The sequence below is a fragment of the Staphylococcus sp. GDX8P54P genome, assembly GCF_017893165.1.
Classification (GTDB): Bacteria; Bacillota; Bacilli; order Staphylococcales; family Staphylococcaceae; genus Staphylococcus; species Staphylococcus borealis.
Genome location: NZ_JAESMM010000009.1, coordinates 32,059 through 51,590, shown reverse-complemented (window position 1 = coordinate 51,590; position 19,532 = coordinate 32,059). Strand labels below are relative to the sequence as shown.

General features: G+C 32.7%; 19 protein-coding genes, 2 tRNA genes and 1 pseudogene. 12 read left to right on the top strand and 10 right to left on the bottom strand.

What is annotated here, in order from left to right; translation table 11 throughout:
* The first annotated feature begins 32 nt into the window (after window positions 1-32).
* The 3 genes from KA909_RS03905 to KA909_RS03895 all read left to right on the top strand — a co-directional run bounded on the left by KA909_RS03905 (window position 33) and on the right by KA909_RS03895 (window position 5,030).
* Complete coding sequence (locus KA909_RS03905; RefSeq protein ID WP_210129975.1) at window positions 33-1,949, top strand: S1C family serine protease; 1,917 nt, start codon at window positions 33-35, stop codon at window positions 1,947-1,949.
* An 18-nt stretch (window positions 1,950-1,967) separates the two neighbouring features.
* Window positions 1,968-3,326, top strand: coding sequence for a TrkH family potassium uptake protein (locus KA909_RS03900; protein WP_107629792.1), 1,359 nt, complete (start codon window positions 1,968-1,970; stop codon window positions 3,324-3,326).
* A gap of 192 nt (window positions 3,327-3,518) precedes the next feature.
* On the top strand, window positions 3,519-5,030 hold the full coding sequence (locus tag KA909_RS03895) for a bifunctional metallophosphatase/5'-nucleotidase (RefSeq protein ID WP_210129974.1): 1,512 nt from the start codon (window positions 3,519-3,521) through the stop codon (window positions 5,028-5,030).
* A gap of 83 nt (window positions 5,031-5,113) precedes the next feature.
* Here the strand turns inward: KA909_RS03895 and KA909_RS03890 are convergent, their stop codons facing one another.
* Window positions 5,114-5,716 carry a CPBP family glutamic-type intramembrane protease gene (locus tag KA909_RS03890; protein WP_075108394.1) on the bottom strand — a complete coding sequence of 201 codons (603 nt, stop codon included), beginning with the start codon at window positions 5,714-5,716 and terminating at the stop codon, window positions 5,114-5,116.
* Window positions 5,717-5,732: 16 nt separating this feature from the next.
* Window positions 5,733-5,909, bottom strand: coding sequence for a YkvS family protein (locus KA909_RS03885; RefSeq protein ID WP_011276202.1), 177 nt, complete (start codon window positions 5,907-5,909; stop codon window positions 5,733-5,735).
* Between the two features lie 200 nt (window positions 5,910-6,109).
* Between KA909_RS03885 and lplA the strand changes: the two genes are divergently transcribed.
* The gene (gene lplA, locus KA909_RS03880; RefSeq protein WP_193839548.1) at window positions 6,110-7,099 is read left to right on the top strand and encodes a lipoate--protein ligase; all 990 of its coding nucleotides are present in this window, start codon (window positions 6,110-6,112) and stop codon (window positions 7,097-7,099) included.
* A 217-nt stretch (window positions 7,100-7,316) separates the two neighbouring features.
* On the opposite strand, the gene KA909_RS03875 is transcribed toward lplA, so the two are convergent.
* The 3 genes from KA909_RS03875 to KA909_RS03865 all read right to left on the bottom strand — a co-directional run bounded on the left by KA909_RS03875 (window position 7,317) and on the right by KA909_RS03865 (window position 8,220).
* Window positions 7,317-7,405, bottom strand: a tRNA-Ser gene (locus tag KA909_RS03875).
* A 3-nt stretch (window positions 7,406-7,408) separates the two neighbouring features.
* Window positions 7,409-7,483 (bottom strand) — tRNA-Asn (locus KA909_RS03870).
* Between the two features lie 152 nt (window positions 7,484-7,635).
* Window positions 7,636-8,220, bottom strand: a complete 585-nt coding sequence (locus tag KA909_RS03865; RefSeq protein ID WP_210129973.1) for a competence protein ComK — start codon at window positions 8,218-8,220, stop codon at window positions 7,636-7,638.
* Window positions 8,221-8,434: 214 nt separating this feature from the next.
* On the opposite strand from KA909_RS03865, the gene KA909_RS03860 reads away from it, so the two are divergent.
* Window positions 8,435-8,653 (top strand): IDEAL domain-containing protein, encoded by a 219-nt coding sequence (locus tag KA909_RS03860; protein ID WP_075109046.1) that lies wholly within the window; start codon window positions 8,435-8,437, stop codon window positions 8,651-8,653.
* A gap of 78 nt (window positions 8,654-8,731) precedes the next feature.
* Here the strand turns inward: KA909_RS03860 and KA909_RS13645 are convergent, their stop codons facing one another.
* On the bottom strand, window positions 8,732-8,833 hold the full coding sequence (locus KA909_RS13645) for an SAR1012 family small protein (RefSeq protein ID WP_267253923.1): 102 nt from the start codon (window positions 8,831-8,833) through the stop codon (window positions 8,732-8,734).
* A gap of 89 nt (window positions 8,834-8,922) precedes the next feature.
* Window positions 8,923-9,147, bottom strand: a pseudogene (locus KA909_RS03855) (TM2 domain-containing protein).
* Window positions 9,148-9,331: 184 nt separating this feature from the next.
* On the opposite strand from KA909_RS03855, the gene KA909_RS03850 reads away from it, so the two are divergent.
* Window positions 9,332-9,886 (top strand): GNAT family N-acetyltransferase, encoded by a 555-nt coding sequence (locus KA909_RS03850; RefSeq protein ID WP_193839547.1) that lies wholly within the window; start codon window positions 9,332-9,334, stop codon window positions 9,884-9,886.
* A 105-nt stretch (window positions 9,887-9,991) separates the two neighbouring features.
* On the opposite strand, the gene KA909_RS03845 is transcribed toward KA909_RS03850, so the two are convergent.
* A complete protein-coding gene (locus KA909_RS03845; protein WP_193839546.1) occupies window positions 9,992-10,930 on the bottom strand; it encodes a 1,4-dihydroxy-2-naphthoate polyprenyltransferase in 939 nt (312 codons plus the stop codon).
* Between the two features lie 179 nt (window positions 10,931-11,109).
* Here KA909_RS03845 and KA909_RS03840 point away from each other — a divergent pair, with 179 nt between their 5' ends.
* From KA909_RS03840 to menB, 4 genes are read left to right on the top strand one after another with little or no spacing between them, the layout of a single operon-like run.
* Window positions 11,110-12,477: an isochorismate synthase gene (locus KA909_RS03840; protein ID WP_210129972.1), complete on the top strand. Its 1,368-nt coding sequence runs from the start codon at window positions 11,110-11,112 to the stop codon at window positions 12,475-12,477.
* On the top strand, window positions 12,467-14,137 hold the full coding sequence (menD, locus tag KA909_RS03835) for a 2-succinyl-5-enolpyruvyl-6-hydroxy-3-cyclohexene-1-carboxylic-acid synthase (RefSeq protein WP_193839544.1): 1,671 nt from the start codon (window positions 12,467-12,469) through the stop codon (window positions 14,135-14,137). The genes KA909_RS03840 and menD overlap by 11 nt, the downstream gene beginning before the upstream one ends.
* Window positions 14,124-14,927 carry a 2-succinyl-6-hydroxy-2,4-cyclohexadiene-1-carboxylate synthase gene (gene menH, locus KA909_RS03830; RefSeq protein WP_210129971.1) on the top strand — a complete coding sequence of 268 codons (804 nt, stop codon included), beginning with the start codon at window positions 14,124-14,126 and terminating at the stop codon, window positions 14,925-14,927. Before menD ends, menH begins: the two co-directional genes overlap by 14 nt.
* Window positions 14,920-15,738 (top strand): 1,4-dihydroxy-2-naphthoyl-CoA synthase, encoded by an 819-nt coding sequence (gene menB / locus KA909_RS03825; protein ID WP_193839542.1) that lies wholly within the window; start codon window positions 14,920-14,922, stop codon window positions 15,736-15,738. The genes menH and menB overlap by 8 nt, the downstream gene beginning before the upstream one ends.
* A gap of 108 nt (window positions 15,739-15,846) precedes the next feature.
* Here the strand turns inward: menB and KA909_RS03820 are convergent, their stop codons facing one another.
* Together KA909_RS03820 and KA909_RS03815 are read right to left on the bottom strand one after the other, a co-directional pair.
* Window positions 15,847-17,007: an aminotransferase class I/II-fold pyridoxal phosphate-dependent enzyme gene (locus KA909_RS03820; protein WP_210129970.1), complete on the bottom strand. Its 1,161-nt coding sequence runs from the start codon at window positions 17,005-17,007 to the stop codon at window positions 15,847-15,849.
* A gap of 124 nt (window positions 17,008-17,131) precedes the next feature.
* The gene (locus tag KA909_RS03815) at window positions 17,132-18,139 is read right to left on the bottom strand and encodes an acyltransferase family protein (RefSeq protein ID WP_193839540.1); all 1,008 of its coding nucleotides are present in this window, start codon (window positions 18,137-18,139) and stop codon (window positions 17,132-17,134) included.
* A 241-nt stretch (window positions 18,140-18,380) separates the two neighbouring features.
* Here KA909_RS03815 and KA909_RS03810 point away from each other — a divergent pair, with 241 nt between their 5' ends.
* On the top strand, window positions 18,381-18,827 hold the full coding sequence (locus KA909_RS03810; RefSeq protein WP_228480607.1) for a TspO/MBR family protein: 447 nt from the start codon (window positions 18,381-18,383) through the stop codon (window positions 18,825-18,827).
* A gap of 182 nt (window positions 18,828-19,009) precedes the next feature.
* The gene (locus tag KA909_RS03805; RefSeq protein WP_053029116.1) at window positions 19,010-19,429 is read left to right on the top strand and encodes a MarR family transcriptional regulator; all 420 of its coding nucleotides are present in this window, start codon (window positions 19,010-19,012) and stop codon (window positions 19,427-19,429) included.
* Window positions 19,430-19,532: the final 103 nt, after the last annotated feature.

Sequence of the window (19,532 nt, the reverse complement as noted above, 5' to 3'; positions counted from 1 at the left end):
GATTGTGAGTGAATCGATAGGAGTGGACACCTTTGGATAATGATAAAAAGCACGTAATACCACGTGAACAATATCGTCGAAAACGACACGAGTATTTTCATAACGAAGAGCGTGAAGAACGATTAGCACGTGAGAAAGCACAACGTGAAAGACTTGCACAAAAAGAGCAAGAACAAGCAAAAGTTAATGAAGAACGTGTTAAAGATAACATGCGAAAAGCAAGAATTGAGAAATTGACGCAAGAAGAAATTCAGCAACAGCAACATTTAGCCAAATTACGTTCTGAAAATGAATCTGAATATGCGGCAGACGAAAAAGAACATCATTTAACATTGCCTGAGGAGCAACAACTTAAAAATGAGGACAAAGATAATAAACCGATAGCATCAAAATCTAAAGTTGAAACAGGTAATAAGACTAATGAGGACGAAAATGAGCTATCTTCAAATCAAAGTGATATAGAACCTAAGTATAGTAGAGTAGAAAAAAATAAAGGCAAAACTCAGCATGCGAGTGTTAATAAACAAGACGCGCATCAATGCGATGATGTTAGCACATACAAAGGAGAAAAAGGTGCCTCAGAAGCTAATACTACGTCTGATTTAGAAACGCGTGATAGTGAAATGATAGAAGCACAGGATCTAACAACGAATGAGCGTTATGCTTCAAAACAGGTATCCACATCTCATCAAGAGCATAAAGATGATGAAGGTGCAGCGCATGGTAATACAACACGTCATAATTCAAATCAAACGAATCATGAAGAAGCAAGTGAGCATGCACACGATAAGTCTAATAATAATGATATGATGGACAAAGTAAAATCATTCTTAACATTACATTGGCTTAAAATTGTTATCGTAGTTGCAATAATATTAATTATCATATTAATTAGTGCAATTATTTCAACAATTAACCAAAATAGTAGTATTGAACAAAGTAGTCATCAAAATACAAAATATACAACAACAATGAAAAATGCAGATGCCGCTGTAAAATCAGTGGTAACAGTTGAGAACGACACACCTAAGAATCCAACAACACAAACAACTGATAAAACAAATATAAATACAAATTCAAATAACGAAGTTGGTTCAGGTGTCGTCTACAAAGCTGTAGACGATACCTTTTTTATTTTAACGAATACACATATAGTCGGTAATAACGATAAGGTTAACATTACATATGATGATAATAAGGCAGCTACGGCTACAGTAGTTGGCAAAGATATGTGGTCAGATATTGCAGTGCTTAAAGCAACGATCAATAACAAAAATGTTCAACCTATTAAAATCGGTCGTTCAAATCAATTGAAGTTAGGTGAAACCATCTTAGTTGTGGGTAATCCGTTAGGCAATGATTTTAAAAATACAGTAACAAAAGGTATTGTTTCTGGATTAAATAGAGCAGTACCGGTCGATTTTGATAAAGATAATAAAAATGATGAACTGATTAATACATTTCAAATAGATGCTTCGGTAAATCCTGGTAATTCAGGAGGTGCTGTCGTTAATCAAGATGGGGAACTCGTAGGTGTAGTATCACTAAAAATAAACATGCCGAATATTGAAGGTATGGGATTTGCTATTCCAATAGATGATGCACGTGCAATTGCTTCAGAACTAGAGAAAAAAGGTGAAATTCAATATCCTAATACTGGTATTGGAATTAAAAATGTTTCAGAGTTATTACCATATGAAAGAGCATTATTTAAAGTCCCTGAAGATGTTCAAAGCGGAATTGTAGTAGAAAAATTGAAAGATGGTGGATTAGGTAAAAAATCAGGTTTAAAAATTGGTGATGTAGTTGTAGAATTAGATAGTAAATCAATTCAAAATAATTTACAGTATAGACAAACTATTTTTAGCCATAGACAAGATTTAAAAACATTGTCGGCTAAAATTTATAGAGAAGGTAAGTCTCAAGAGATAAAAATAAAATTGAAATAACGTTGAGGTGACAAATGCGTGTCTATTTTTAGTAAGTTACTTAAAAAATCTAGTCCTCAACAGGGGATAGTTTTATATTATTTGATAGCCATAGTTGTCGCTTTCTTATTACTAAATCTCCCTTTTGTGCACAAACAAGGTGTAGATGTTAGTCCAATTGATACACTGTTCGTAGCTGTATCAGGGATTAGTGTAACTGGACTGTCTCCCGTTAACATTGTAGATACATACTCAACATTTGGCCAAATTATTATACTAATCATCCTAAATATAGGCGGTATTGGTGTCATGGCGATTGGTACAGTGTTGTGGGTCGTATTAGGTAAACATATAGGTATCCGTGAACGCCAATTGATCATGTTAGACAATAATAAGGATACTATGAGTGGAACTGTAAAGTTAATTTTAGAGATCATTAAAACAATCTTAACTATTGAATTTATTGGTGCATTGCTATTAGCATTTTACTTCTATAGAGATAATCCTGATTTGAAAAATGCGCTCATGCAAGGATTATTTGTTTCAGTATCCGCTACTACAAACGGTGGATTAGACATTACAGGTCAATCCTTAATCCCGTATGCTAAAGATTATTTTGTACAAACGATAGTTATGTTTCTCATTGTATTAGGTTCAATCGGTTTTCCTGTATTATTGGAAATTAGAGCCTATGTTAGAAACAGAGTTAGTCATTTTAGATTTTCATTATTTACCAAAATCACAACTTGTACATATTTATTTCTATTTATCTTTGGTGTCTTAGCTATTTTAGCTTTAGAACATCATCATGCTTTCAAAGGTTTAAGTTGGCATCAATCATTATTTTACGCACTATTTCAATCTGCAACAACACGTAGTGCAGGATTACAAACAATTGATGTTACAAACTTTAGTGATGCAACGAACGTTATCATGAGTATTCTAATGTTTATAGGTTCATCGCCAAGTTCAGTTGGTGGTGGTATACGTACAACAACATTCGCGATACTCATTCTCTTTGTCATTAACTTTAATAATAATACTGAAAAGACAGCGATAAAAGTCTTCAATAGAGAAATACATGTGGTTGATATTCAACGTTCATTTGCAGTTTTTACGATGGCATCAATTTTAACATTTGTAAGTATGATTATTATTCTTGCAACAGAAAAGACTAATTTATCATTTCTACAAGTATTTTTTGAAGTCATGTCAGCATTTGGAACATGTGGTTTATCTTTAGGTGTGACAGATGATATTAGCGGTCTTACGAAAGTAATACTGATGATCTTAATGTTCATTGGTCGTGTTGGTTTAATATCATTTATTATTATGATTGCTGGACGTAAAGAACCTGATAAATACCATTATCCTAAAGAACGTGTACAAATTGGCTAAGTTCAAGATATTAAGTTGAATAGTTAAATCATTTAAAACCTTATGGTATTAAATTGAATAAGACATATATCTATAGCAACCTGGGACAGAACGAATTCAAGATAATTTGTTCTGTCCCAGTTTTTGGTTAGAAATAAATAGCACCCGTAGTTTAATAAATGTTAAACTATCTTTAAATAAGGGGTGTGTAAATTGGAGAAAAATGAACATATAAATATAGATATCTTAGCAACTTCAGATATGCATAGTCATTTTATGAACGGAGACTTTGGTTCGAATATCTATCGTGCAGGAACTTACGTTAAAAATGTGAGAGACAATAATGATAAAGTCATTTTATTAGATAGTGGAGGCAGTATTGCTGGCTCGATGGCTGCGCATTATTATGCAGTTGTGGCGCCATACAAACGTCATCCAATGATTAAATTGATGAATGCGATGCAGTATGATGCTAGCGGTGTAAGCCCAGATGATTTCAAATTTGGTTTATCGTTTCTAACAAAAGCTGTTTCATTATCTCGATTTCAATGGTTATCTGCAAATATAGAGTTTGCGCTCACAAAAGAGCCATACTTCTCAACGCCTTATATCATCAAAGAGTATGATAATGTTAGAATCGCGATTGTTGGCTTAACTGCTGATGGGCTCATGAAAAATGAATTTGCTGAAATGGAGAAAGCTGTCAGTATTGAAAAAGCTTTACTATCTGCAAAACGATGGATTAGATATATTCATGAAAGTGAACATCCTGACTTTTTAATCGTGATATATCATGGAGGCCTCTATAAAATCAATCAAACCAATACTAGACATAGTAAAGGGTCGCATGAAGCGGAAAAAATTATGAAAGAAATTGGTGTCATCGATTTGATGATCACTGCACACCAACACCAAACAATTATTGGAAATGACTTTGAAACTGTATATGTTCAAGCAGGACAGAATGCGCAAGAGTTGGTACACGTGAAGATTAAATTTAAAAAACGCACTAATTCTTTTGAAAAAGAAGACATTCAATCTACTGTAATCAATTTAAGTGAATATCCAGAAGATCAAGCATTACTCGAAACAACGTATTATGATCGAAAAGCACTTGAACATTGGTCTAAGGAAATCGTTTCTAATAAGAAAGTTAATTTAGAAGTTAATGGATTAGAAGATTTGTTAAGTAAACCACACCCATTTACCCAATTATTACATGACAGTCTACATTTGGCTTTTGACAATGAAATTACGTGTGCCAATGTGCCTAAAAATGGTGAAAAGGGATTAAAAGGCATTGTTACAAATGAAGATGTATATAACGCTTATCCACATCCAGATAAAGCGATAGATATCACTTTAAAAGGTCATCAAATTAAAAAGATGATTGAATATACGTACTCTTATATTCAATTTGAACACAAACAATTAAGTATGACAATTATTGATGAAACACGATGTACGATGTGGCAAGGATTCGATTATATTGTGGATATGTCTGCACCACGCTTTAACAGGGTGACATTAAAGGGGCTTGAATTAGATAAACACTATAGAGTAACGATGACAGATTATTGCTATAGAAATTACCGTCAATATTTAGAGTCTGAATCAACATTGCATTCTACATGTGACCAACCAATGAGCACACTTATAGCTACAAGACTCAATCAATCTGATTTCAATCTAAATGTTGATGCTAACTTTATAGTTAAATATTAAATCAGCTCTATATAATCAAACGTTGCTGAAACGCAAATGACTACAAAAAAACTTTTCTTAGCTAAAACACTAAGAAAAGTTTTTTATCCATGAAATATTAATAATAATATAATTGCAACAATTTGTCCTAAAGATGTTGTTACGATGCGACGTGTATATTGATAACTCAATGATAAAATAAGTTGAGCTACGAAAATAAACGCCACGATCCACCATTTGTCTAAATAGATAAATAATGAACTAGAACATAATGCAGTTATTAATATGATTAACCAAGTAGGTAATTTAAAACGCGTTAATTCTTTTTGTAAAATCGTTCTCATATATAACTCATGACAAGGTATAACAAAAATTAATGTTACTAACATTTGCCATTTGAAATAAACACCTGTTCTTGATAATTCTTTAATGAGTTCTGCATAAGTAATTTGTGGAGATAGCAATGAAAAGATTAATTGTATAATAACCAATACAACACCCGTAACAATACCAACGCCAATAGAAGTTAATAAGCGTTTAGATTCGATGTCTCGTTGGTAAAATACATAACTAATACCTGCAATTAACATAATACCAGTATATAAATACCAATATTCTTGATGTTCTCCCCACATTACAAATAAAATCAAATGGAATACAATGAAACTTGCTATAAACCAAATTAAAGCTTTTGATATATTTTTCATTTTAATGTATACCTTCTTATTCAACGATAGTATATCGTTTATGATTAATAACCGTTTTCTCAGGTAAGTCTAATTCATTGAAGTTATCCATAATTGTTAAGTCTACAATAACTGAATTGTCATTAATTTTCTCAACACGGCCTCTTAAACCGTCATAAAATTCTACGATATTTCCTACTTCTGCAACAGTCATACCGAGTCCTCCTAAAATCATAGCTAGACTATATTGTACTAAAAATTACCATAATAATAAACAAATATATGCTAAAATTGGCAAATAATATTTTAATTATGAAAATAATGTCAAATTTGAGTAAATGATTGGCAAAATAAATAGATATAAGGCATAACTTAATTAAGGGCATATACGAGTGAGACAAAGGAGAGATAAAGATGAAATTTGTAAGTAATAATAATATTACAGATCCTACAATGAATCTTGCTATGGAAGAATATGTGTTAAAACACTTACCTTCAGACGACAGTTACTTTTTATTTTATGTAAATGGTCCGTCAATTATTGTAGGAAAAAATCAAAACACTATAGAAGAAGTAAATAAACAGTATGTGGATGAGCATAATATTCATGTTGTGCGTCGTATTTCAGGTGGTGGTGCTGTATATCACGATCAAGGTAATTTAAACTTTAGTTTTATTACAGACGATGATGGTAATAGCTTCCATAATTTCAAAAAATTTACAGAGCCAATTGTACAAGCACTTCAATCAATGGGCGTAGATGCAGAAATGACGGGACGTAATGATATTCAAGTTGGACAAGCTAAAATTTCAGGAAATGCGATGGTTAAAGTTAAAGATAGAATGTTTAGTCATGGCACATTAATGTTAAAAAGTGACTTGGGAGAAGTACAAAACGCATTAAAAGTTAACCCTAAAAAGATTCAATCTAAGGGTGTTAAGTCGGTACGTAAACGTGTCGCAAATATTGATGAATTCTTAGAAGAATCAATTTCTATTGATGACTTTAAACAAATCATCTTGAAAACAATCTTCGGTGAACATGAAGTCGAAGAATATAAATTAACTGATGAAGATTGGAAGAATATTGAAGCGCTAAGTAACGAGAAATATCGCACATGGGAATGGAATTATGGTCGAAATCCTAAATACAATTTTGAACGCGATGAAAAATTTGAAAAAGGATTTGTACAAATTAAGTTTGATGTGAAAAAAGGTAAAATTGAACATGCTAGAATCTTCGGTGACTTCTTTGGTGAAGGCGATGTTACGGAGTTAGAAGAAGCTCTTATAGGCGTCTTACATGACTATAATCATATTAAAGAAGCGATGGAAGAATTTGATTTCTATCATTATTTCGGCGCTATTGAAAAAGAAGATATCTTAAAATTAATGTCTTATTAAAATTGTATCAATACTAAGTCGAAAAAGTACAAAGATATAAATGTACTAAACCACTAAAGTTAAAATTAAAAATTAACTTGATAGGTTAGACGTTTAAATATCTTTGTGCTTTTTATTATATATAGAATAGTGACTTATTACTTTCAAAAGCTGTAAATTGTTTGAGAGATATTAAAAAATAGAAAAAACCCTCCGATGTACGGAGGGTTCTAAATGACGGAAACGGAGGGATTCGAACCCTCGCGCCGCTCTCGCGACCTACACCCTTAGCAGGGGCGCCTCTTCAGCCAACTTGAGTACGTTTCCATATGGCTCCGCAGGTAGGATTCGAACCTACGACCGATCGGTTAACAGCCGATAGCTCTACCACTGAGCTACTGCGGATTAATATGTATTTATATAATGTATCTCTATGAGCACAAATATTATTATATCAATAAACTTAAAATTTGCAAGGGATTATATTCAAAAAATATACGGAACATTTACACTATATTAATATAAAAGTTCCGTATGATTTAAAATTAAACGTGAAACTAGTTATCTTGCAATAGTGAATAATGTGAAAGTGCTTCGAAAATATTTAAAGTTGTTTTTTCATAATCAATTGGCATTTCTGGATTATTTGATTTCATACGTGATTGTTTATCAACCATGTAATAATAGAATATGCAGTTAGAGTATTGGTGCCAAATGCTGTGATAGGATACATTCAGTGTTAACGTTTGGTGATTTGCGAAGATGATTTTACATTTTCGATTTTTGAGAGGTTTGATTTCATGAACATAATGCATATTGATCCACATGTTTTCTTCTAAACGGTCTGAATGGGTTGGGAAAAAGTACGTAGGGAATAGAGGGGTCAATAAGATAGGCGGTTTGCTAGTAATACCAGCAATACGTTGCGTTTCGGATTTTTTACTAATATAACTGTTTCCATAAAACTTACATGATCGCTCGACAATCTTTTGTGTTTTAAATGGACTCGTTACAATTGAGGAATCATACTTTAATATTTCTGATCCTTTAGTTTGCTCATAGGCATTAATAACTGGTTTGATGACCATGTCGCCTTTCCGAATAATATATACGGTATTTTGGGTTTGAGAAATTTTTGTCATCTCTTAACCTCCTTAAAATAAAGTTATTATTAAGCGCTAAAAATACAACGATTAATAATATAAATTTATTATATAAAATTTTTATATGTTGTCAAGATATTCATTACATATAAAATTACACATATTTTTTTGTGAAAAGTCAGAATATTCGATTGATTTAAAAAATAAAAACTTGTATACTATCCTTATACAAAAAAGAAAGGCAGTGATTGCAATGAATTACAACACGAATGTCAAACATACGACGTTAGAAGACTTTGTTACTACAGTTAATGATTTAGGCGTAGAGCTGGTCATTGAAGAGGCCCTTCGCCAAGGAAGAAAAAAACAACTATTAAAGTTGATTGATGAAGCACTTATTAATAAGAATGAAGAAGCATTTATCAATTATACGAACGAATATAAAAATCTGGAGGCATTTCTCAATGAGTAAATTAGGATCCTGTCACTCATCATTATAAAAGGTCTATTCACTACTTAATTATAGTTAGCGAATAGACCTTTTTTATTTCTATTTTTGTCCACCGTTTGATTTACCCTCAATTTTATTACGAATCCACTTTACTAAGTAGCCTGTTATCACAATTCGAATGACACGTTTAACGATATTCATATTAACTTGCTCCTTTTTTAAATTGTTTAGTTGAGTTTACCCGTTCTACACATAATTAAAGATATTATCTATAAATATTTATTAAAAAGTTATGGATGTCGCTTATTTGGTATATAAATATAGCCATATTGATCTGCTTTAGTTGTGAAGATGACAATAATCCCATGAATAATAGAAACGATAGTAGGAATTGTAGTCTAGAAGAAAACTAAATGAAAGACGCCTTGCCATACTTTATCTGCATAAAATTTATGAATACCGACACCGCCTAAAAATAAAGAACATAATACATATAATGTTTTATTAACTCTCATAATAATGATGCCTCCTTAAATTTATATTTTAAGCATTTCAAAAATTAAATCAAATAATACTCAGATATTAGATAATGTATTTATAATCAAAATTTCAATGCTTCAATTTATTGCAATTAATTTATTATTATTTGTAAATTTTATATAATATAGTTAATACACTAATCGAAAGGGGAATTAACTTATGATACGAAAAGCACGTCCGAGCGATAGTAAGTCAATTGCAGAATTATGTTACATTATTTGGAAAGATATGGAACTTGATATTGTGCAAGAAATTTCCAAAGAAAGAGTTATTCAAGCTATTGAAGAGAGTATCGTTAATATTAATTATAGAACGAATTATAATAATATCTGGATATATGAGCAAGACGACGAAGTGGCAGGTTGCATCATTGCCTATGAGGGCTCTAAAGAATTAGAGTTAGAAGCAGCATGGAATGAATTACCATTAGAGGATGACATAAAAGCACTTGGAACGCCATTGCCATTGAAAGAATCGAAGGATGATGAATGGTATATTGAAGCTGTTGCTACTTTTTCAAAGTTTAGAGGACAGGGTATTGCAACGAAACTGTTTAATTATTTAATAGCAACGTATCCAGATACAAAGTGGAGTTTAAGTTGCGACTATGATAATCCGAGAGCTAAGAAATTGTATGAACGATTGGGCTTTAAATGGACTGAAGATGTGGAATTATATGGTCATCAATATTTACACATGGTTTATTCAGCATAAAGTAAAAAAATAGAACGGAGGAGACAGAAATTAGAAATCATTTCAAAGTCTCGACCTCCGTCCTATTTTGCTTGTATCAACATTTAAAATGTCACAAGTGATATATTATATACCACCTAATAAAGCACTGATATATATGCCTAATGCGTATAATACACCGAAGATTGTATTTGTTTTTCCAGTTGCAGCCATCGCAGGCATCATACTTGCAGGTGTGTCATTCTTCTTGAAGCGACGGATCGCTTTGACTGGCATAGGAAATGATAGCAGTACAAGTAAATAAAATAGTGAACCGCCATCTACAAATAGCGCAGTATAAATAACGAACACATATGCAACGATATACATAATTGCCATAAATGTAATTGAAGCGTTCTTACCTAATAGGATTGGTAATGTTTTACGACCACTCGCTTGGTCTTTAACTCTATCGCGAATATTATTAGCCATGTTAATTAAGCCAATTGTAATAACAATCGGAATACTAATCCAAACTACAAAGCCATTAACATTGCCAGTTTGAATAAAGAACGCTAATAAAATAATAATCATGCCCATAAACAATCCAGAAAATAGTTCACCGAATGGTGTCCAAGAAATAGGCATTGGGCCACCAGTATATAAATAACCAATTGCCATACAAACGATGCCTACTGGAATAATCCAAAATGAACTATTAGCTGCTAAAATGATACCGAGAAATGCAGCGATGATATAAAAAGCAATTGCTAGATTCATGACAAGTTTTGGACTCATACCGTTTCTTACGATAGCACCACCGATACCAACGGAAGTGTGATCGTCTAAACCTTTTTTAAAGTCATAATACTCGTTAAACATGTTCGTTGCAGCTTGAATAAGTAAACAAGCAATTAACATTGCAAGAAATAACATGAATTTAATGTGATCTTGACTACCTAATAAAAAAAGTTTAGCAGTTGCTGTACCAACTAATACAGGTACAACAGCAGCAGTTAAAGTATGAGGTCGCATCAAATGCCAATATTTTCTAACAGTAGAATATTGTTGATATTGATTTGCCATAATTTAATCTACCTCTTATAGTATATAGTTTTAACATATGTATTTTAAAGGAATCATAAATAAAGGTCAATTGGCGTGAAATATTTCTCTAGAAGATTAAGCAATTATGCCACTATAAATAGTTAAAAATGATACAATATTGTAATGAGAAAAAATAGATAATGAAAGAAGTGAAATGAATGGCTGCGAATATAAAGGAAGATGACATTATTGAGTCAATATATGAAAGTAACAAAAGCTGGGTATCTGTTGAAGTGAAAATTGATAGAGCACTTGCGCCTGACGAGTTGTTCAATTTGACAGAAGCACAAGCAGGGGATCGCTTTTATTTTCGCTTAAATGATAATGCGTCTTCGTTTTTCGGCTATCATGCTGTTCAAAGGTTCAAAAATAACTTTGATAACAAGCAATCGATCTTTCGTGAGTGGGAAAAATTTAAAAAAGATGTTGAATTAGTTCACCCAGATATAGAAAAGCATCATTTAAAAGTCATTGGAGGATTTCAATTCTCTAGCCATAAGTCTGATGATGAGTGGCGAGAATTTGGCATCAATCATTTTGTAGTGCCTCAAGTACTTATTTCGAATATTAATCAGACTACTTACCTGACTTATACAGTGGAAAGAGCCAATTTTGATATTGAAGCATTCAAAGAGGTAGTCGCTTTCTTTGAAGAGGCGCACATTGGACAAGATGATCAAGATGAAACATTAGGAAATATCTTACGAATGGAAGATATTTACGTTGATGAGTGGAAAGAACTGGTTAGAGATGCGATTGCTCAGCTTGATGAAACTAAAAAAATTGTGCTTGCAAGACGTCGTATGATCAAATTTGATAAGCCAATTAGTATACCTTACGTGCTTAATCGCGCACTACAAAATGAAAAAAATAGCTATTTATTTATTTTAGAGTCCAACCAATCTGTATTCTTTTCACAAACACCAGAACAACTTCTTAAGGTAGAAGATGGTGTTTTATCTACGAAAGCAGTAGCTGGTACGATTAAACGATCTAACGACACTGAAGAAGATGAAAAAAATATACAAGCATTTTTAAAGGATAAAAAGAATTTAGGTGAACATGATTTTGTAGTTAGAAGTATTCTAGATGATATCACACCTTACGTTGATCATATTGAATATAATCATACACCGAATATTTTAAAAAATGACCATTTATATCATTTATATACGCAAATACAAGGTCAGTTAAAAAACAATTCATTTATTGGGTTAATAGACGACATGCATCCTACACCAGCGTTAGGTGGCTATCCTAAAGATGAAGCACTCAAATTTATTGAAAAAAATGAGTTTGGAACGCGTGGTTTATATGGTGCACCGGTTGGCTATATTGACATGAATGATGATTGTGAGTTTATTGTAGCCATACGCTCAATGTTAATGAAACAAAATCAAACGACGTTATTTGCAGGATGCGGAATTGTAAAAGATTCTGATCCAGATAGCGAATTAGCTGAAACAGCGGTTAAATTTTCACCAATGATGAATGCTTTAGGAGTAGTGGATAAGAATGAATCATAACGAAGCATTAACTAAACAAGTATATACCTTTGCATCTGAGTTATATGCCTATGGTGTACGAGAAGTAGTCATTAGTCCCGGCTCAAGATCTACACCACTAGCAATTGCGTTTGAGGCACATCCCAACATTAAGACTTGGGTACACCCAGACGAACGTAGTGCGGCATTTTTTGCTTTAGGTTTAATAAAAGGGAGCGAACGACCTGTAGCGATTTTATGTACTTCAGGTACTGCAGCAGCGAATTATACGCCAGCAATTGCAGAGAGCCAAATCAGTCGTATACCTTTAATCGTGTTAACAAGTGATCGTCCTCATGAATTAAGAAGTGTAGGCGCACCTCAAGCGATTAATCAAGTGAATATGTTTGCAAATTATGTTAATTTTCAATTTGATATGCCTGTCGCTGATGGTACTGAATACATGTTAGATGCCATTTATTACCAAATGCAGATTGCAAGCCAATATTTATATGGTCCTCATAGAGGTCCAATTCACTTTAACTTACCATTTAGAGAGCCATTAACGCCTAATCTTGAAAGACAAGAATGGTTGACGTCTTATACTAAAAAGTTACCGCATTATCAAAAAAATATTAATGTTCAAGATATCAGTCATATTTTAAAAGAGAAAAAAGGATTGATTATTGTCGGTGACATGCAACATCAAGCAGTTGATCAAATTCTTACATATGCAACGGTGCACGATTTACCTATACTTGCTGACCCATTGAGTCAGTTACGTAAGTATAATCATCCTAATGTGATAACGACGTATGACTTATATTTTCGTGCAGGGCTTGATTTAGATGTTGATTTTGTTATTAGAGTTGGGAAACCAGTTATCTCTAAAAAGTTAAATCAATGGCTTAAACATACGAATGCCTATCAAATACTTGTTCAAAATAATGACAAGATAGATGTTTTTCCAACACCACCGAGTGTGTCTTATGAAATATCTGCAAATGATTTCTTCAGAAACCTTATTGAAGAATCAGCAGTTGAACGTAACGATTGGATAGAAATGTGGCGAACACTTGAATCTCAAGCGAGACATCATATCGATAAACATATGTCACATGCGACTGATGAAGCGGCATTTGTAAAAACAGTCATTGATAAACTGACTAAAGAAGATGCTATTTTTGTAAGTAATAGTATGCCAGTTCGTGACGTAGATAATTTACTTTACAATAGTGAAGTTGAAGTATACGCAAATCGTGGCGCAAATGGTATTGATGGTGTTGTGTCTACAGCTGTTGGCATGGCTGTACATAAGAAAATAACGTTATTGATAGGTGACTTAGCGTTTTATCATGATATGAACGGTCTTTTAATGGCAAAAATTAACAACATTCATTTAAATATTGTATTGCTAAACAATGATGGTGGCGGTATATTCTCATATCTTCCACAGAAGGCGTCTGCAGAAGCTTATTTTGAAAGATTGTTTGGCACGCCAACTGGATTGAATTTTGAATATACAGCGCTACTTTATGATTTTTCATTCAAACGCTTTAATTCGGTAGCAGATTTCACTCATGAAAAGCTGTCACACATGCATTCACATATTTATGAGTTGGTAACGAATAGAGATGACAATATGTCGCAACATCAAATTCTATATAAGAAATTGAGTGGTATTCTGAATGTTACATTATAACTTTTATCAGTCAAAACAAGAGACAAATCAATTATTAGTACTTTTACATGGCTTTATAAGTGATAGTCGTACGTTTGATGCGCACGTGGATCCATTGTTACAAGAGGTTAATGTGTTAACCGTTGATTTACCAGGCCATGGCCAAGATCATTCCTCAATGGATGTAACATGGGATTTTCCATTTCTTGCGAAGCAATTGGATGAAATATTAGACATGTATGAATCTTATAAAGTCACGTTATTAGGCTATTCAATGGGTGGTAGGGTAGCACTATACTATGCACTGTATGGTAAACACGCAATTAACAAATTGATTCTTGAAAGTAGTTCACCAGGAATTAGAGAAGAAAATAATCGTTATGAGCGACAACAAATAGATGCTGCTAGAGCGAAAGTGTTAGAAATAGCAGGATTAGAAGTCTTTGTAAATGATTGGGAAAAATTACCGCTATTCTATACACAACAACATTTGGATAAAGCGCAAAAGACAGCTATGCGTGACATGCGTATGGCTCAAGACCCTTATAAATTGGCAAAGGCATTACGTGATTACGGTACAGGGCATATGCCTAACCTATGGGATCAAATCAGTCGAATTCAAATACCGTGCTTTATATTAACAGGTGAATTAGACCAAAAATTTGTGAAGACTGGACAAGCTATGAACAAAGATATGCACTATAGCCAAGTCCATACCTTTTCCAATGTAGGTCATACAATTCATGTGGAAGATAAAGCGGAATTTGATACAATAGTATTAGGTTTTTTAAAGGAGGAGCAAAATGACTAGACAGTGGGAAACACTTAGAGAATATGATGAAATAAAATATGAATTTTATGAAGGTATTGCGAAAGTAACAATTAGTCGTCCAGAAGTGAGAAATGCTTTTACACCAAAAACGGTTGCTGAGATGATTGATGCTTTCAGTCGCGCACGTGATGATCAAAATATTTCTGTAATCATCTTAACTGGCGAAGGTGACAAAGCCTTTTGTTCAGGCGGTGACCAAAAGAAACGTGGGCATGGTGGCTATGTAGGTGAAGACCAAATTCCTCGTTTAAATGTATTAGATTTACAACGTTTAATCCGTGTCATTCCTAAACCAGTAATCGCAATGGTTAGAGGTTATGCAATCGGTGGTGGTAACGTATTAAATGTAGTATGTGACTTAACAATCGCTGCTGACAATGCTATTTTCGGACAAACAGGTCCTAAAGTAGGTTCATTTGATGCTGGTTATGGTTCTGGCTACTTAGCAAGAATCGTTGGCCATAAAAAAGCGCGTGAAATTTGGTACTTATGTCGCCAATACAATGCACAAGAAGCTTTAGACATGGGCTTAGTTAATACAGTTGTACCATTAGACCAAGTTGAAGATGAAACGGTTAAATGGTGTAAAGATATTATGAAACATTCTCCAACAGCTTTACGTTTCTTAAAAGCTGCTATGAATGCTGATACGGATGGCTTAGCTGGCTTACAACAAATGGCTGGAGATGCTACATTACTTTACTATACTACGGATGAAGCGAAAGAAGGTCGTGACGCGTTTAAAGAAAAACGTGATCCAGACTTCGATCAATTCCCTAAATTCCCATAAACCGGTTAATGATAATACAACTATAAATATAATTAAAGGACACTTGTATAGTGATAAACTGATAAACAGTTTAATCGCTATTAACAAGTGTCCTTTTAAATTAAGGTATCAATTATAATATTTTTTTAAAAATAATTCTAATCGACGCATACCTTCTTTCAAGACATCCATATCGTAAGCATAAGAAATGCGGATATAACCTTTACCCATATCGGTAAATGAAGACCCAGGCACCATTGCTACGTGGGCTTCTTCAAGCACTTTTACGCAAAAGTCAAAATCATTAGACGTAAACTGTCGAATACTTGGGAATATATAGAACGCACCTTCTGGTTGAGCATCAAGTTCAAAACCTAATTCTGTTAGTTTACTGACCAGATAGTCACGACGCTCGATATAGGCTTGGTTCATATATTGAGGTGCATCTAATCCTTCATTGAGTGCGGCAATGCAAGCAATTTGTGAAGGGACATTTGCACAAATGCAATTATAGGCATGCATAAATGTTAGCTTTTCAATTAAATATTCAGGCCCTAGTAAGAAGCCGATACGAATACCTGTAGCAGAATGAGATTTACTCAAACCACCAATAAGTAAAAGCTGATCGCGTATCTCTTCAAATTCTGCAAAGGAAACATGTTTACCTTTAAATGTATTTTCCGCATAAATTTCATCACTAATAATAAAAATTTCTTTATCTTTTAAATAATTTACAATGCTTTTAACTTCATTACGATCTAATATGACGCCCGTAGGATTCGTAGGGTAGTTCAACAAAATTGCTTTTGTCTTATCAGAGTAGTGTTGAGCAATTAATTCAGGCGTGATTTTAAATTCTGACTTTGTTGTATCTATATATACAGGGTGCCCACCTAAAGTCTCTACTAATGGAATATAACCAGCGTAAATAGGCCCTGGAATTAATATTTCGTCACCAGGTTCGATAATACTACGTAATGAAGTATCAAGTGCTTCACTTGCACCATTCGTAACAATAATTTCTTCTTCACTATAAAAGAAACCGTATTTATTGTTGAAATAGTTACGAATTGCCTGACGTGTTTCAGGTAATCCTTTATTATGTGAGTAACTCGTTTTATCTTCTTGTATTGCAGTGATATAGGCCGCTTTCACCACCTCTGGCATAGGAAAGTCGGGTTGACCAATCGTTAAATTGACGCAATCATCAATATCCTTCATACGATTAGAGAACTGACGAATACTTGGTGCCCTTAAAAATTTAGCATTTGAATTTAAAGTTAATTTCATTTTTACACCTCAAAAAACCAAATTATAGTAACCGTACTTGTTACTATAAATTTTTAGAATAATCTTATAATAACACATTTTAGCTACCATAATTTGGTAAGTATTGGTTTATATGATTTTGTCATTATCCTTTAAATGAAGAAGGTTTCTTCAAATTGATTAAAGGATTAGTCCATTTACAAACAAAATTCGTTGATAGTAAATAAACAATCACGATTGAGATTATAAATAAATAGCCATAAGTAAGAACGGACGTATGAGACTTAAATGGATATATTTCATAACCTCTAACGATACCTATAACTAGTCCATGGAGTAAATAGATATACATCGTACGATTGCCAATATAAGTATAGAAACGTTTAGTCGTACTCATTAAATTAAGAAATGAGTACATAGTTACAAATATGATGAAGTAAAGTAATAAACGTTTTAAGGGACTATATACATCTTCGTTATTATTTTCGAGAGAAGTGTAAGGACTGCTACCTAAGAGCCAATCTGAATTGATTGGATGGATGTAATAAACGATGAAAAATATGATAAGTACCATAATTGAAAATACGTTTATTTTTTTATTACGCAATAGTTTTGTATGTGAACGTGTTGTTAAATAGCCAACATAGAATATTGGGAAAAATACAATTGTTCTAGAAATACTCATATAACCATCGATATCGTCAGAAAAACCAGCAAGTATTGAAATGATTAATGCGATAGGTAACACATAGTATGCTTTGTATCGACGTACAATAACAAGTATGACGTGAAAACTAAATAATGTAAGTAAAAACCATAAAGCAAATACTGGATTAAATGGATCCATTTGTATCGCGTCACTTTTACCAGTTAAAAAATAATAAATTGAGAAAAAGGCATAAAATATCGCATATGGTGCAAGTAACTTTTTAGCTACATTCTCTAAATAATGTGGTTTATCCAAATGTTTGGCAAAGTATCCAGAGATAAATAAAAATGATGGCATATGGAAACTATAAATCAGTAAATATAATGCAGATAACGATTTACTTTCAGAAGTATAGGGTTGAATCATATGACCGAACACGACTAAAAAGATGAGGATGGCTCGAGCGTTATCGAAAAAGTAATCTCTTTTTGTATCAATGGACATACGATTGTCTCCTTTTTTATTAATAACTGTATCTAATTTAGTATATTTCGATACTTCAATGCAACAATTTAGAAAAAATGTTGATTATTAAATAAGCCTTAGATATATACATTTTATTTGATTTTAAGATAATTATTTCAAATATGAATATTATTTTTTGAATAGGGAAGAGGAAGTTAATAAGCCAAAGGAGAGGATTACCATTAATATATTAAAAAATACGTTTAAATTGTTACATCCAATGGTAGGTGGGAGTATCATTGGTCGAGTCATAGCGAAAGAATCAAAAGAGGATTATAACCAATTTAGAAAGCCACCATTTTCACCGCCTACAAAAGCTTTTCCAATTGTTTGGCCAATCTTATATGTACTCATGGGCGTTTCTTATTTACTCACTACGAAAAATAATGAACAGACGACTAAGATTAAAGTGACTCACTATAGTCAGTTAGCTTTAAATTATTTATGGTCAATACTTTACTTTAAAAAGAAAGTTAGAGGCATTGCCTTGATTGAAAGTATGATGTTATTTATCTCTGTCGTCGTTAATACAATTTCAATGTTTAAAATACATCGCATTGCAGGTTTATTACAAATTCCGTATGTCATGTGGTCTGCATTTGCAAGCTATTTAAATGCAGGTAATTATTTCCTTAATAAAGATAACCCGAATTATAAAAAACAATAGAAATGTCAGGCTCAAGCAATGTTTCGTTAAATTTCACGTTTGCCTCAACGGTGAGTTAAACTGAATGAAATTAAAATTGAATTATTGAGATATGTATTGTGACAAAATATTGAAAGTACATGACATATAAAAAAATCATAGTATAATAGTATTATCAATTACAAAAGTGGAGTAGAACAACAATGTATAATCAACTAGAAAAACTTATTACACTAACAAATAATGACCTGAATTTGGTTAACAGACGATTTGGACAACGCACGGACATTACAAATGATCAACTAGAATTATTGCGTATATTATATAGCTTTGATCGTTTATCACAATATGATTTGACGATGAAGATTAGCAGAGAACAATCTATTGTTTCTAGATGGATTAAGAAGTTAGTCCAGAAAGGCTATATCACAAGTCAACAATCACATGAAGATTTACGTTGCAAAGACTTATGTCTAACAGAAGAAGCGCGTAATTTAATTCAACAAATCAATACTGCAAGATGTGAATTAATAGAAGCACGTTGCCAATGTCTAAGTAAAGAGGAAATACAAAGTCTAAATCAGTTATTAGACAAACTGAATAGCCGTCATATATATATTTAAGAAAATAAGCCATAACATTTTAATGAATCTTGTTAGAAGATCATTTTAACGTTATGGCTTAATTTTATGAGCATAGCAGAAGAATGATTGTTTACATTATTAA